The organism is Rhodococcus sp. NPDC003318, from assembly GCF_042879035.1.
GTDB lineage: Bacteria > Actinomycetota > Actinomycetes > Mycobacteriales > Mycobacteriaceae > Rhodococcus_G.
This window is the reverse complement of record NZ_JBIAOU010000001.1, coordinates 436226-450238: the sequence shown is the minus strand read 5'-3', so window position 1 is coordinate 450238 and position 14013 is coordinate 436226. Positions and strand designations below refer to the sequence as shown.

At 70.4% G+C, this 14013-nt stretch carries 10 protein-coding genes; 7 read left to right on the top strand and 3 right to left on the bottom strand.

Annotated elements, in window-relative coordinates; genetic code table 11:
- Window positions 1-31 precede the first annotated feature (31 nt).
- The gene (locus ACFYVR_RS01985) at window positions 32-1945 is read left to right on the top strand and encodes an MFS transporter (RefSeq protein ID WP_387469053.1); all 1914 of its coding nucleotides are present in this window, start codon (window positions 32-34) and stop codon (window positions 1943-1945) included.
- Complete coding sequence (locus tag ACFYVR_RS01980) at window positions 1942-2514, top strand: TetR family transcriptional regulator (RefSeq protein ID WP_387469048.1); 573 nt, start codon at window positions 1942-1944, stop codon at window positions 2512-2514. The genes ACFYVR_RS01985 and ACFYVR_RS01980 overlap by 4 nt, the downstream gene beginning before the upstream one ends.
- A 7-nt stretch (window positions 2515-2521) precedes the next feature.
- Here the strand turns inward: ACFYVR_RS01980 and ACFYVR_RS01975 are convergent, their stop codons facing one another.
- On the bottom strand, window positions 2522-4138 hold the full coding sequence (locus tag ACFYVR_RS01975; RefSeq protein ID WP_387469046.1) for an FAD-dependent monooxygenase: 1617 nt from the start codon (window positions 4136-4138) through the stop codon (window positions 2522-2524).
- 87 nt (window positions 4139-4225) lie between these two features.
- On the opposite strand from ACFYVR_RS01975, the gene ACFYVR_RS01970 reads away from it, so the two are divergent.
- Together ACFYVR_RS01970 and ACFYVR_RS01965 are read left to right on the top strand one after the other, a co-directional pair.
- Window positions 4226-5332 (top strand): Rv2578c family radical SAM protein, encoded by a 1107-nt coding sequence (locus ACFYVR_RS01970; protein ID WP_387469044.1) that lies wholly within the window; start codon window positions 4226-4228, stop codon window positions 5330-5332.
- 35 nt (window positions 5333-5367) lie between these two features.
- Window positions 5368-6495 carry an AI-2E family transporter gene (locus ACFYVR_RS01965; protein ID WP_387469042.1) on the top strand — a complete coding sequence of 376 codons (1128 nt, stop codon included), beginning with the start codon at window positions 5368-5370 and terminating at the stop codon, window positions 6493-6495.
- 4 nt (window positions 6496-6499) lie between these two features.
- Here the strand turns inward: ACFYVR_RS01965 and ACFYVR_RS01960 are convergent, their stop codons facing one another.
- Entirely contained in the window at window positions 6500-7432 is a 933-nt protein-coding gene (locus ACFYVR_RS01960; protein WP_387469040.1) for a neutral zinc metallopeptidase, read from the bottom strand.
- 184 nt (window positions 7433-7616) lie between these two features.
- Between ACFYVR_RS01960 and aspS the strand changes: the two genes are divergently transcribed.
- Together aspS and ACFYVR_RS01950 are read left to right on the top strand one after the other, a co-directional pair.
- Window positions 7617-9389 carry an aspartate--tRNA ligase gene (gene aspS / locus ACFYVR_RS01955; protein WP_387469038.1) on the top strand — a complete coding sequence of 591 codons (1773 nt, stop codon included), beginning with the start codon at window positions 7617-7619 and terminating at the stop codon, window positions 9387-9389.
- Between the two features lie 177 nt (window positions 9390-9566).
- A complete protein-coding gene (locus ACFYVR_RS01950; protein ID WP_387469036.1) occupies window positions 9567-10769 on the top strand; it encodes a phosphotransferase family protein in 1203 nt (400 codons plus the stop codon).
- On the opposite strand, the gene ACFYVR_RS01945 is transcribed toward ACFYVR_RS01950, so the two are convergent.
- Window positions 10750-12387, bottom strand: a complete 1638-nt coding sequence (locus tag ACFYVR_RS01945; RefSeq protein WP_387469034.1) for an alkaline phosphatase D family protein — start codon at window positions 12385-12387, stop codon at window positions 10750-10752. The two genes, ACFYVR_RS01950 and ACFYVR_RS01945, sit on opposite strands and share 20 nt — an antisense overlap.
- 130 nt (window positions 12388-12517) lie before the next feature.
- Between ACFYVR_RS01945 and ACFYVR_RS01940 the strand changes: the two genes are divergently transcribed.
- Window positions 12518-13924, top strand: a complete 1407-nt coding sequence (locus ACFYVR_RS01940) for a replication-associated recombination protein A (RefSeq protein WP_387469032.1) — start codon at window positions 12518-12520, stop codon at window positions 13922-13924.
- Window positions 13925-14013 lie beyond the last annotated feature (89 nt).

Here is a 14013-nt window from a genome sequence, read left to right as displayed (position 1 = left end):
GTCGACCGGCCTGCTCACCACAGTGCTCTGCATGTCCGGCATCGTCGTCGCGCTGCAGCAGACCCTGGTGATCCCGCTGCTGCACGAGTTCCCGTCGATCCTCGGCATCGACTACGTAACCGCCTCCTGGCTGGTCACCGTGACGCTGCTGGCTGCCGCGGTCGCGACCCCGATCGTCTCCCGCCTCGCCGACATGTTCGGGAAGCGCCGCATGATGCTGCTCTCGCTGGTCGCGATGGTCGCCGGGTCGCTGCTCGCCGCGATCGGCGGAACGTTCCTCACCGTGCTCGTCGGGCGGGGCCTGCAGGGACTGGGTTCCGCACTCGTCCCGGTCGGCATCGGCATCCTGCGTGACGAACTGCCGAAGTCGAAGGTCGCGGGCGCGACCGCGATGATGAGCGCCACTCTCGGCGTCGGATCCGCGCTGGGCCTGCCGCTCTCGGGCGTGATGTACGAGCAGTTCGGGTGGGACGCGATCTTCTGGCTCTCGGCGGCGGCCGGTATCGCGCTGTTCGTCGCGGTCCGGGTCGTCGTCCCCGAATCGCCCGTCCGCACTCCCGGTCGCTTCGACTTCCTGGGCGCGGTCCTGCTGTCCACCGCACTCGGTGCACTGCTCCTCGGCATCTCGAAGGGCGGAACGTGGGGTTGGGCCAGCGAGCGGACCCTGTTGTGCCTGGTCACCGCCGCGGTCGCTTTCGTTCTGTGGTTCCCGTACGAGCTGCGCGTCAACCAGCCGATGGTCGACCTGCGCACCTCGGCGCGCCGGCCGGTGCTGCTGACGAACATCTGTGCGCTGTTCGTGGGAATCTCGATGTACGCCAACATGATGTCCACCACGCAGCAGCTCGAGGGCTCGACCGACACCGGATACGGGCACGGTATGTCGGTACTGACGGCGGGACTGTGCATGATGCCCGCCGGTCTGATGATGGTCGTGTTCGCGCCGATCGCCGGCCGGATGGTCGGACGGATCGGCGCCAAGTACACGCTGGTGATCGGCACGGCCGTCCTCGCCGTCGCCTACACCACCCGGGTGTTCCTCACCGGATCCGTCCTGCTGATCGTGCTCGGCGCGATGTTCGTCACCACCGGCACCGCGATCGCGTACGCGGCGATGCCGATGCTCATCATGGGTAACGTCCCCATCACCGAGACCGCATCCGCGAACGGGCTCAACACGTTGCTGCGATCGGTCGGCACCTCGATCTCCAGCGCGGCCATCTCCGCCATCCTCACCAGCATCACGATCGACATCGCTGGTGGGGAAGCGCCGTCCCTGACCGCCTTCCAGGTGATCTTCGGGCTGGCGGCCGTCGTGGCCGCCGCCGCCGTCGTGGTCGCCTCCTTCCTCCCGCGTCGGATCAGTGCGGTCGGCGCGACGGCGCCCGTGCCGACCGAAGCCGCCGACGAGCACGCTCCCGACGAGCTCGTCGTCAGCGGAACCGTGCAGAGCGCCGGGGAACGACCCATCCGGCAGGCCGTCGTCACCGTTCTGCGCACCACCGGGGAACCCGTCGACTGGAGTCGCGCCGACAACGCCGGAGAGTTCTCCGTGGTCCTCCCGGCGCCCGGTCCGTACCTCGTGATCGCCAGCGCTGACGGCTGGGCGCCCCGGTCGCAGGTGATGGACTTCGACGGCGCGTCGGGCGAACACCTGGTGGTGCTCAGCCAGCGACTGCGGCTGCGTGGCCACGTCACCGCCGCGGGGCTGCCGTGCCCGGGCGCCGTCGTCAGCCTGGTGAAGCTGACCGGCGAATACGTGGCCACCACCGTCACGGAAACCGACGGCGCCTACGAGTTCGCGCAGCCACCGGGCGGCCGGTACGTGATCACCGTGCTCGGCTCCGACCGGCGCACCGCGACCCGGCAGATCGTGGTGCTCGCCAAGCCGGCCGAGATCGACCTCGACCTGGTCGAGGAACTGCAGCCTGCGGGTGTCCGGTGAGCACCCCCTCGACCCGCGAGACCGTCGTGGCGGCCGCCCGCGACCTGTTCGCTCGACGCGGGTACACCGCGACCACGATCAAGGACATCGCGGCCGCCGCGGGATGCTCGCCCGCGCTCGTGATGAAGCTGACAGGAAGCAAGGCCGAGCTGTTCGCCGCCGCCGACCCGGCGGCCGCCGTGCTCGAGGAGGCGGGAACCGCGGCGGTGGTCGAACAGCCGACCGCCGTCGAGGAACCGGTCGGATGGCAACTCGTGCGGCGGATCGTCGAACGTCGTGACGGTGACGAGCCCGAGCCGTGGGCGATGGTCCCGATCCTGATCCGCGAGTCGGCGGATCCCGCGACGGCGCGCAGCGACACGCGCCGCCGCTATCTCGCCGCGATCGCCGACCGCATCGGTGACACGTCCCCGGACCTGCTGCGCTCCCAGCTCGTGACCGCCGAACTGATGGGCCTCGCCGCCGGCATGCGGCACCTCGACCTGCTCGGACCCGACGTGGTGGATGGCGAGACGCTGATCCGCCGCTACGGCGCCGTCGTGCAGTCGATCGTCGACGGTCGGGTGTGACGCGGCGTCAGGCGAACGTCCGGGAGAGGTGCTCGGCGAGATCGTCGAACGTGATCGACTCCTGTGTGCAGCCGAGGTACCCGTCCGGGCGGACCAGGTGTCCGGAGCGGGTACCGGGGGAGTAGGCGGCAGCGAATTCGTCCGAGGCGTCCCGGAACACGACGCCGGAGGCGTCTACGTCGTCACCGGCGGTGACGACGTAACACCGCACCAGGTCCCCGTACCGGTCGGCGACCCGAGCGGCCAGGGCGGTCTGGGTGTCGACCTCGTCGGCCGTCGACGCCCACAGCAGCAGCGTGTGCCCGGTGTGGCGCAGCAGGTCGTGCACCCGCAGCGGCACGGTCGAGCAGTCCTGCACCAGGCCGCGGGCATCGGGAGCCCGCTGCCCGGTTCCGGCGGTCAGGGGACTGTCCGGGTATGCGACGAGCATCTGGGCCTCGCGCAACATCACCACCGCCGGATCGGATTCGCCCGCACCGATGCCCTCCCTGGCGTTGCGGACGGTCCGGCCCACCACCTCCTCGCCGACCGGGTGCCGCTCCAGGTGGTACGTCTCGAGCAGTCCGTCCGCGGCGCGGCCCCGCACGGCGAGCGCCAACTTCCAGGCGAGGTTGCAGGCGTCCTGGATGCCGGTGTTCATGCCCTGCGCACCCGTCGGCGGGTGGATGTGCGCGGCGTCGCCGGCGAGGAACACCCGGTCGCGCGAGTAGCGGCTCGCCAGCCGGTGACTGATCCGGAACACGGACGACCAGCGCAGGTTCGACGCCGTCGTAGGTTCGGGAGCCAACCGGTCGAGGACCGCCTGGACGTGGTGCAGTTCGGGGGCGCGACCGCCCTCGAGTCCGTGCGCGACCTCGCCCGCCGTCGCGTCGGTGCGCAACTCCGGCGGGACGAGCATCGAGATGCGGTACCGCTGGTGGCCGGGGCGCGTCGGACCGGGCAGCGGTATCGCCACCATCAGGTCGTCGATCGTGCCGTCGGCGAGATGTGTTGTCCGCACAGCGAACCCGGCCGGCTGGTCCCAGTCGACCTCGACGTCGGCGAGCATGTACTCCTCCGGGAACGCGTCGCCCTCGAAGTGGGAGCCGATCGTCTTGCGTACCACCGAATGTGCGCCGTCGCAGCCGACGAGATAGCGGGACGACACCGTCGATCGGCCACGGGGTCCGTGCAGGGTCGAGGTGACCGTGTCGTCGTGTTGGTCGAATCCGGTCAGCTCGACCTCGCGCAGGACGCGGCCGCCGTGCGCGGTCAACGCGTCGGCGAGGATCCGCTCGGTCTCGTACTGCGGAAGTGCGATCGCCCGGTAGGGGATCGAGTCCGGCAGTGTCATCTCGAACGTCTGCGGCGGAGCGTCGCCGACGCGGGCGATCTGGCCCCGCATCGTGATCGACGCGTCGAGGGCGTCCCGGACGATGCCCATCGAGTCGAAGACCTCGAGCGTGCGGGGTGAGACGCCGACGGCCTTCGCGAACGGGGCACGCTCGGCGCGGCGGTCGACGACGAGGGTGTCGATGCCGGATCGCCGCAGCTGCACTGCCAGGGCGAGTCCGACGGGTCCGGCGCCGGCGATCAGGACGTCGGTGCTGGTGTGCGGGACGCGAGGATCCACGGCCGAGGTCATGGATCACATTGTGCAGCGGGCGAGCGGGTGGCCGCGCGATTTCCGGTCGGGCTTGACTTGACCTAGAACACATGTTCGACTATCTGCATGCGTTGGCAGGGGCAGACACTCGACGCCGTGCAGGCGGAGATCGACGACGGCGCCCTCCCCGGTCTGGCCCGGGCGGGGCTGGTTCGCAGCGTACAGACGCCGGAGTTCGAGGGCGTCACCTTCCACGAGGTGCTGTGCAAATCCGCGCTGAACAAGCTCCCCGAGGAGTCCACTCTGCCGTTCCGCTTCACGGTCAACGCTTTTCGCGGTTGCACCCACGCGTGCCGGTACTGCTTCGCCCGGCCGACCCACGAGTACCTCGACCTCGATGCGGGCGCCGACTTCGACAGTCAGGTCGTGGTGAAGACGAACGTGGTCGCGGTGCTGCGCCGCGAACTGTCCCGGCGGTCGTGGAAGCGCGATCCGGTCGCGCTCGGCACCAGCACCGACCCGTACCAGCGGGCCGAGGGACGGTACCGGCTGATGCCGGGAATCATCGGGGCTCTCACCGAATCCGGAACGCCGTTCTCGATCCTCACCAAGGGCACACTGTTGCGTCGCGACCTTCCGCTCCTGTCGTTGGCGTCGCGGCAGGTGCCGGTGTCGATCGCGGTGTCCCTGGCGATCGGAGATCCCGAGCTGCAGAAGGCGATCGAACCCGGGACGCCGTCGCCGCGCGCCCGGCTCGAGCTGATCCGCGCGATCACCGACGCCGGATTCGACTGCACCGTCATGGTCGCTCCGGTGATCCCGTACCTCACCGACGGGGTCGCCCACCTCGACGGCCTGCTCGGGGAGATCGCCGCCGCCGGGGCGACCGGTGTGACCGTGTTCCCGATGCATCTGCGTGGCAGCACCCGGGGCTGGTTCCTGAACTGGCTCGCCGAACACCACCCGGCCCTCATCCGCCGCTACCGCCAGCTCTACGGCCGGGGCGCCTACGTCACCCCCGAGTACAAGTCGTGGCTGCGGGGACGCGTGGAACCGCTCGTGGCCGAACACGGGCTCGGCGGCGGTGCCGTCCGTGAGCCCGGCGGCGGTGCCGTCCGTCAGCTCGGCGGCGGTGCCGTCCGTCAGATCGGGGGAGGAGCCGGGCACCGGCTGCAGGAGCCACCTGCGCCCGCGCGGGAACTCGTCGGGGCCGCGCCGCTGACGCTGTTCTGAGAACCGCGTCGCGGATCGGCGGGTAGATTCTGAGCGTGGACGGCGGGACGGGAGAACGGGATCCGGCTGCGGACGCGCGTCGCAGGGCCAGCCTTCGGTGGTTGCGCACCGCAATCCTCTACGTGCTTCTCGCGGTGGCGGCCTATCAGCTCTCCGGTTGGCTCTTCCACAACCTGAGGAACTTCCTCGGACTCCTCTTCCTCGCCTGGCTCGCCAGCGTCACCATCGAACCGGTGGTCGACCGTCTCGAGCGGCTCGGGCTGCGGCGGGGTGCGGGCACCGGCATCGTGCTGTTCTCGCTGATCCTGTTGGCGATCGGGTTCCTCGCGGTCTTCGGTGCCCTGCTCGCCGAACAGCTGGCGCAGCTGCTCACCGCGCTGCCGGACGCGGTCTCCCGGGTGACCGAGTGGGCCAACCGCACGTTCGACACGAACTTCGCGACCGGCGACGACCTCGTGAAACTCACCCCGGAGACCGTCAAGGACCTGGCGCAGAGGTACACGCCGACCGTGCTCGGTCTCGTGTCCACACTCGTCGGGGTCGTCTTCCAGGCGCTGACGATGCTGCTGTTCGTGTTCTACATGTCCGCGCAGGGACCCCAACTGCGAGCGACCATCTCGCGGTGGTTCCCCGCCCGTCAGCAGCGGGTCATCACCACCGTCTGGGCGATCTCGGTGGAGAAGGCCGGCGGATACGTCGTGTCCCGCCTGATCCTCGCCGCGGCCAGCGCCGTCGCCACCGGCATCTTCCTCCTGGTGATCGGCGTGCCGTACTGGTTGCCGCTGGCCATCTGGACCGGCGTGGTCTCCCAGTTCATCCCGACCCTCGGCACGTACCTGGCGATCGCCCTTCCCGCGATCATCGCCGCGGCGCAACAGCCGATGGACGGAGTCTGGGTGGTCGCGTTCGGCACCGCGTACCAGCAGGTGGAGAACTACCTGCTGCATCCCCGAATCACCTCGCGCACGGTCTCGATCCACCCCGCGGTCGCGTTCGGGTCCGTCATCGTCGGCGCCGCGCTGTTCGGCGCGATCGGTGCCCTGGTGTCCGTGCCGGTGGTCGCGGTCATCCAGGCGCTGGTCGAAACCTACGGTCGCCGTTACGAACTCGTGGGGGAGGAGGGTGCGTCGGGGGACGAGCCCGCGCCGGACGATTCCGGGTAGGAGGTCAGCGCTGCAGCGCGGCCGGGTTGTCCAGGTCGCGGGCCGAGTAGGTGTCGCAGGCGTCGACGCTGCCCGTCCGGTAACCGGTGAGGAACCACTTCTGCCGCTGCTCCGAGGACCCGTGCGTCCAGCCCTCCGGGTTCACCCGGCCCGTGGCGGCCTTCTGGATCCGGTCGTCGCCCACCGACGACGCCGCGGACAGCGCGTCGCGGATGTCGGAGTCGGTCAACTGCTGCAGGAACGGTGCGCCGCCGTCGGGACCGGGTTGGTTGTCCGCGTAGTGCGCCCAGATCCCGGCGTAGCAGTCGGCCTGCAGCTCGGTACGCACCGCACCCGACTCGGGACCCCGGGGATCGGCCTGCGCGCGCCCGATGTCGCCGAGCTGGTTCTGGAGGTGGTGCCCCACCTCGTGCGCGACGACGTACTCCTGGGCGAGCGGTCCGGCGTTCGAGCCGTACCGGTCGACGAGCACCTGGAAGAAGCCGGTGTCGAAGTAGGCGGTCGAGTCGGCGGGGCAGTAGAAGGGGCCGACGTCGCTGGTCGCGTTGCCGCAGCCGGTGTTGACGGCGCCGGAGAACAGCATCACGCCGGGTGCGACGTAGTCGGTGCCGGTCTGCGTGCCGAGCTGCTCGCCCCACACCGAGTTCAGGCTCGCCGCCGTGAACGCCACCCGGCAGTTGACGTCCCGGTTGGCGTCCGCTCCTGTCTCGCAGTTCTCCAGGGTGTCGACCGGCCCCGTCCCGATCTGCGCGCTGTCGTCGGTCGAGCCCGCCAGGTTGCCGAGCAGTGTGCCGGGATCGCCGCCCAACAGCAGGGCCAGCACGAGCACGATCAGGCCGCCGGCGCCGCCGCCGAGCGCGAACTTGCCGCCCCGGCCTCCACCGCCACCGACCTGCACGCGGCCCGAATCCATGCGTGCACCCTCGTTGAAGGTCATGGTCACCTCTCGTGCAATGCGGTCGTGCGATCGACCCCGCCGGACTGCCGTCTCAGCTTCCCACGACAACGACTCGCAGAATTTGCACCGGTGCGCCCGTGTCGTCACACCGGCACCTCCGTAGGATCACCAGGCAGGAAGTCCCGGAATTTTCCGTGTGACTGGAAAGTGTGAAAGGAACCCCGTGCTGCGCACCCATCTCGCCGGTTCGTTGCGAGCCGAGCAGGCCGATCAGACCGTCACCCTCACCGGCTGGGTCGCCCGGCGGCGTGACCACGGCGGCGTCATCTTCATCGACCTGCGTGACGCCTCCGGTGTGTCGCAGGTGGTCTTCCGCAGCGACGACGTGCTCGAGCAGGCCCATCGGCTGCGTGCCGAGTACTGCGTCAAGGTGACCGGCGTCGTCGAGGTGCGGCCCGAGGGCAACCAGAACTTCGAGATCCCCACCGGTGCCATCGAGGTCAACGCGACACGGCTCGAGGTCCTCAACGAGAGCGCGCCGCTGCCGTTCCAGCTCGACGACAACGCCGGCGAGGAAGCTCGCCTGAAGTACCGCTACCTCGACCTTCGACGCGAGGGTCCGGGGCACGCCATCCGGCTCCGCTCGAAGGTGAACGCCGCGGCCCGCGAGGTGCTCGCGCACCACGAGTTCGTCGAGGTCGAAACCCCGACCCTGACCCGGTCCACTCCGGAGGGTGCCCGCGACTTCCTGGTCCCTGCCCGCCTGCAGCCGGGCAGCTTCTACGCGTTGCCGCAGTCGCCGCAGCTGTTCAAGCAGCTGCTGATGGTCGGCGGCATCGAGCGGTACTACCAGATCGCCCGCTGCTACCGCGACGAGGACTTCCGCGCCGACCGGCAGCCCGAGTTCACCCAGCTCGACATCGAGATGAGCTTCGTCAACCAGGACGACGTCATCCTCCTCGCCGAGGAGATCCTCGGGAACGTCTGGAAGCTGATCGGCCACGAGATCACGACGCCGATCCGGCGCATGACGTACGCGGAGGCGATGCGCCGCTACGGATCCGACAAGCCGGACCTGCGGTTCGGTGTCGAGTTGGTCGAGTGCAAGGAATTCTTCAAGGACACGACCTTCCGCGTCTTCCAGGCCGAGTACGTCGGCGCCGTCGTGATGCCGGGTGGTGCGAGCCAGCCGCGCCGCGAGCTCGACCGGTGGCAGGAGTGGGCCAAGCAGCGCGGTGCCAAGGGCCTGGCGTACGTGCTCGTCGGCGAGAACGGGGAGTTGACGGGCCCGGTCGCGAAGAACCTGACCGACGCCGAGCGGGACGGCCTCGCCGCCCACGTCGGCGCGAAGCCCGGCGACTGCATCTTCTTCGCGGCGGGCACGGTGAAGGCCTCGCGGGCCCTGCTCGGCGCCGCGCGTGGCGAGATCGCCCGCAAGCAGGACCTCATCGACCCGAACGAGTGGGCCTTCGTGTGGGTCGTGGACGCGCCGCTGTTCGAGCCGACCTCCGACGCCGTCGCCGGTGGCGACGTCGCGCTCGGCTACAGCGCGTGGACCGCGGTGCACCACGCATTCACGTCCCCGAAGCCGGAGTCGATCGACACGTTCGACACCGACCCGGGGTCGGCGCTGGCCTACGCCTACGACATCGTCTGCAACGGCAACGAGATCGGCGGCGGCTCGATCCGTATCCACCGCAAGGACATTCAGGAACGTGTCTTCAAGGTGATGGGCATCTCGCACGAGGAGGCGGAGGAGAAGTTCGGCTTCCTGCTCGACGCCTTCGCTTTCGGGGCCCCGCCGCACGGCGGCATCGCCTTCGGCTGGGACCGGATCACCGCGCTGCTCGCCGGTGTCGACTCGATCCGCGAGGTCATCGCGTTCCCGAAGTCCGGCGGCGGCGTCGACCCGCTGACGGAGGCGCCCGCGCCGATCACCGAGCTGCAGCGCAAGGAGTCGGGTATCGACGCCACGCCGGAGCCGGCCGAGTCCTGACCGTGCACCCCCGGGCCGACCGTGACCGTTTCGCAACCTGGCGTAGGTCGTGGTCCGTTCCTCCTGGTCGGCCCGGGAGATTGCGCAGGTCGGCGGTGTCCGTGATCGATTCGGAATCTGCCGGAATCGCCGAGGGCGCCCGCCGTGTCCGCAGGGGCAGGTAGGTTGGTGAGCGATATGACCGCACTATTGGCCGACCCAGTTTCAGAGGTGGTTGCCGCAGCCGAGAGGCTGCTCGAGCGACGTACCGGTGCACCGGTGACCCTCGTCGATCCCGTCGATCTCGGGGGCAGCGGTCGCACCGTCGTCCTCCGGGTGCGATGCGCGGAGAATCCGTTCTCGTTGCCACGCACCCTGGTGATCAAGCAGGTCAGGGAGTTGTCCGACCGGGCACACGCGCGCAGTGTCGCCGCGTATCCCGAGGACACGTTCAGCGTTGGCGGCAGTCACCGCGCGGAGGTCGCCGACACCGCGTTCCTCCGGGAGGCGGTGTCCTACCAGTTCGCGACCGCCCTGGCGACCGAGAGCCGCCCCGGCCCGTCCCTGATCGCCTACGACCTGTCCGTGCGCCTGCTGATCCTCACCGACCTCGGTGACGCCACCCCGATCGCCCGACTCCTCGTCCGGCCCGACGAGTCGACGGTCACCAACTCGCTGATGGCCCTCGCCCAGTCCATGGGACGCATGCACGCCGCCACCGTCGGGCGTGAAGAGGACTTCGCCGCACTGCTGCGGCGTTCCGGTGTCGCGCAACCGGGCAACGTGGTGTCCGACCAGGTCGCCTCGAGCATCCCGCTGCTGCCCGGCATGCTCGTCCAGGAGATCGGTGTCGCGCCCGGAGCCGAGGTCGCCGCGGCCGCCGAGCGGGCCATGGCGCTGTTCGACGGCGGTCGGCACCGCGCCTTCAGCCCGTCGGACCTGTGCCCCGACAACATCATCGTCAACGACGAGGGCGTCCGATTCCTCGACTACGAGTGGGGCGGGTTCCGCGACGCCACCCTGGACATCGCGTACGCGCTGATCTCGTTCCCCGGCTGCCTGTGCAGCTTCGAACTGTCCACCGACCGGGCACTGGCCATGGTCGAGGCGTGGCGCGCCGAGGTGGTCGGAATGTGGCCGCAGCTCGGCGACGACCGGACGCTGACCGCGCGTCTGCTCGACGCCCAGCTCGTGTGGGTGTGGCTGTCGACGTACTGGTTCCTGCCCGAGGACCACGCCCGCATCGCGGCGGTCCGCGAGCACCAGCTGTCGGCGCCGCGGTCCAAGGCGCTGATCGCGCGCTGGCGGGCACTGGCCGAGTTCGCCGACCACGCCAGGGACGCCGCGATCGCCGACCACGCCCACGAGATCGCAGCCCGCTTCACGGAGAACTGGGGCTGACGACCAGGCGTTGCGTGCCGTCGTCCACCGCGACGCTCGCGGCGATCCCGGCTCCCGCGCCGGGGTCGGTCGGGTCGGTGAGGAACCACCAGTCCATGCGCGCCCGCGCGCCGGTCACCTCGAACACACCGAAGCCGTGCGAGTCGAGCTCCACGTACTTCAGGTGGTGATTCGTCGCCTGCAGTGCCGCCTCGACCGCGGGTGAGGCCGTGCGCGGCGGCACCCCGACCATGTCGTCGATGTTCTTCGAGGTCACCGAGGGGACGACGAACTCGGTGCCGACCGAGGGTGACGCCGGTACTGCCGCGGCGTCCACCGGAAGTTCGGCCGCCCACGACGAGTGGATGTCGCCCGTGAGGAAGACGGTGTTCGTCACGCCGTTGCCGGTCAGCGCGTCGAACAGCCGGCGCCGGTCCGCCGCGTAGCCGTCCCACTGATCGGCGTTGAGCGGGACGCCCGCGCTCGGCAGCCCCGCGGTCTGCGTCAGAGCCCGCGTGGTGCGCACATCCAACGGCGGCAACAGGATCGGCGCGATCATCACCGGGTTGCCGACCAGGCGCCACCGCGTCGGGGACGTCGTCAGGCCGGAGGTGAGCCAGTCGAGCTGTGCGCGTCCGGTGATGCTGCGCTCGGGCGAATCGACGGACGTCGACGTGACCGGCACCTGCTCGTCGCGGTGGCTGCGCAGGTCGAGCATCGACAGCTCGGCCAGCCGGCCGAAACGGAACCGGCGGTACAGCGGTTGGTCGGGACGGGTCACCCGGATCGGCATCCACTCCAGGTACGCGCGCCTGCCGTTGGCGTACCGCGTCGCCCAGTCGCCTTCGGTGGCCGTCGTGTGATTCTCCGCGCCGCCCTGCCACGCGTCGTTCGCGGTCTCGTGGTCGTCCCAGGTGACGATGAACGGAAACCGGGCATGCAGCGCCTGCAGGTCCGGGTCGGTCTTGTACTGCGCATGCCGGATCCGGTAGTCCGCGAGCGAGACGATCTCGTGTGCGGGGTCGTGCAGGCGCACCGATCCACTACGCGCCCCGTACTCGCCGCGACCGTACTCGTAGATGTAGTCACCGAGGTGGACGATCGCGTCGAGGTCGTCGCGCGCCGCGAGGTGCCGGTAGGCGGCGAAGTACCCCGCCTCCCAGTTCGAACACGACACGACGCCGAAGCGCAGGTCCGCGACCTCGGCGTCGACATCCGGTGCGGTCGCGGTGCGTCCGGTCGCCGAACGGCTGCCGTCTGCGGCGGTGAAGCGGTAGTGGTAGGTCGTCGCGGGCGTCAGTCCGGTGACGTCCACCTTCACCGTGTGGTCGGTGTCGGGGGACGCGGTGACGCTGCCGGACCGCGCGACCGCGGAGAAGCCGGGATCGGTGGCGACCTCCCAGCGCACCGGCACCGGTGCTCCGGCGCCGGACCCCGGCGCCGCGTCGGGGGACGGGGTGATCCGGGTCCAGACGACGACCCGGTCGGGCAACGGATCCCCGGACGCGACGCCGTGCGCGAAGGGGGGAACCGGATCGGCGGCGGCCGAGCGGGTCGCGAGCAGGGCGGCACCCGCGGCGAGGGTCGAGCCTCGCAGGAGGGTGCGCCGGGACAGGGCCGGGAGGTCGATGTCGGGCATCCCTGCATGACAGCCGAAACCGGACCGCTGTTCGACCTCTCGGGCCCGGTCCGGCGGAGAGTTCACGGGGTGTTCGGCCTCCCGTCGCCCAGCGGCCGTTCACCACGCCGAGCCGGGTAGGTTCGGTGGTGTGAGTGATTGGCTGGGTCCCGCCGAGGAGAGCGGGCTCTTCGAGGCGCCGGGAACCGAGCGGGAAGCGCCGTCCGGTGGTCTCACCGGGGGGCTTGCGCCGACCCGCCCCGACGCGCCGCTGGCCGTGCGGATGCGCCCGCAGACCCTGGGCGAGGTTCTCGGCCAGGACCACCTCCTCGGTCCCGGGGCGCCGCTGCGGCGGCTCGTCGAGGGATCCGGTGCCGCGTCGGTGATGCTGTACGGACCACCCGGCACCGGCAAGACCACCCTCGCGTCGCTGATCTCCCGGGCCACCGGCCGCCGGTTCGAAGCGCTGTCGGCGTTGTCGGCTGGGGTCAAGGACGTCCGCGCGGTCATCGACCTGGCCCGTCGGCGGCTCACGGCCGGGGAGCAGACCGTCCTGTTCATCGACGAGGTGCACCGCTTCTCCAAGACCCAGCAGGACGCACTGCTCGCCGCGGTCGAGAACCGGATCGTGCTCCTCGTCGCCGCGACCACCGAGAACCCGTCGTTCTCCGTCGTCTCTCCGCTGCTGTCCCGGTCGCTGGTGCTGCAGTTGAAGTCGTTGACGGACAACGATGTTCGTCAGCTCCTCGACCGCGCGGTCGCTGATCCCCGCGGGCTGGGAGGCGCCGTCACCCTGACCGGCGAGGCCACCGACCACCTGATCCGGCTCGCCGGCGGTGACGCGCGGCGCGCGCTGACGGCGTTGGAGGCCGCGGCCGAGACGGTCCAGGATCGCGACGGCGGCGCCGTCCGTCATCACGGCGACGCGGTGGTCGACCTCGCCGCCGTGGAGGCCAGCGTCGACAAGGCCGCAGTCCGGTACGACCGGGACGGTGACCAGCACTACGACGTCACCAGCGCGTTCATCAAGTCGCTGCGCGGCTCCGACGTCGACGCCGCGCTGCACTACCTGGCCCGGATGATCGTCGCGGGGGAGGATCCGCGGTTCATCGCCCGCCGTCTGATGATCCACGCCAGCGAGGACGTCGGGATGGCCGACCCGACGGCACTGCAGACCGCGACCGCCGCCGCGCAGGTCGTCCAGCTCGTGGGGATGCCGGAGGCGCAGCTCGCGCTGGCGCAGGCCACGATCCACATCGCCACCGCCCCGAAGTCGGGGGCTGTCACCGCGGCGCTGGGCGCCGCGATGGCCGACATCCGCGCCGGCAAGGCCGGAACGGTACCGCCGCACCTGCGTGACGGGCACTACGCCGGGGCGCGCGCACTCGGCAACGCGATCGGGTACCGGTACCCGCACGACATGCCCGACGGCGTCCTCGCGCAGCAGTACCCGCCCGACGAGCTCGTCGGCGTCGACTACTACGAGCCGACCACCCACGGAGCCGAGCGGGAGATCGCCGCCCGGGTCGGCAAACTCAGACGCATCGTCCGCGGCTGAGCGGTCGTCACGGCGCGATCGCACACGGCGGACGAAAGTCACAGGACGCTGACGTTAAGCTTGTGAAGGGTCGATTTGCCGTGCGCGGC

Bases quoted from the DNA above. Each gene is read 5' to 3' on its own strand.
- ACFYVR_RS01950 (WP_387469036.1), top strand. From the start codon at position 9,567: ATGACCGCACTATTGGCCGACCCAGTTTCAGAGGTGGTTGCCGCAGCC.
- ACFYVR_RS01975 (WP_387469046.1), bottom strand. From the start codon at position 4,138: ATGACCTCGGCCGTGGATCCTCGCGTCCCGCACACCAGCACCGACGTC.
- ACFYVR_RS01945 (WP_387469034.1), bottom strand. From the start codon at position 12,387: ATGCCCGACATCGACCTCCCGGCCCTGTCCCGGCGCACCCTCCTGCGA.
- ACFYVR_RS01970 (WP_387469044.1), top strand. From the start codon at position 4,226: ATGCGTTGGCAGGGGCAGACACTCGACGCCGTGCAGGCGGAGATCGAC.
- ACFYVR_RS01960 (WP_387469040.1), bottom strand. From the start codon at position 7,432: ATGACCTTCAACGAGGGTGCACGCATGGATTCGGGCCGCGTGCAGGTC.
- ACFYVR_RS01985 (WP_387469053.1), top strand. From the start codon at position 32: ATGTCCGGCATCGTCGTCGCGCTGCAGCAGACCCTGGTGATCCCGCTG.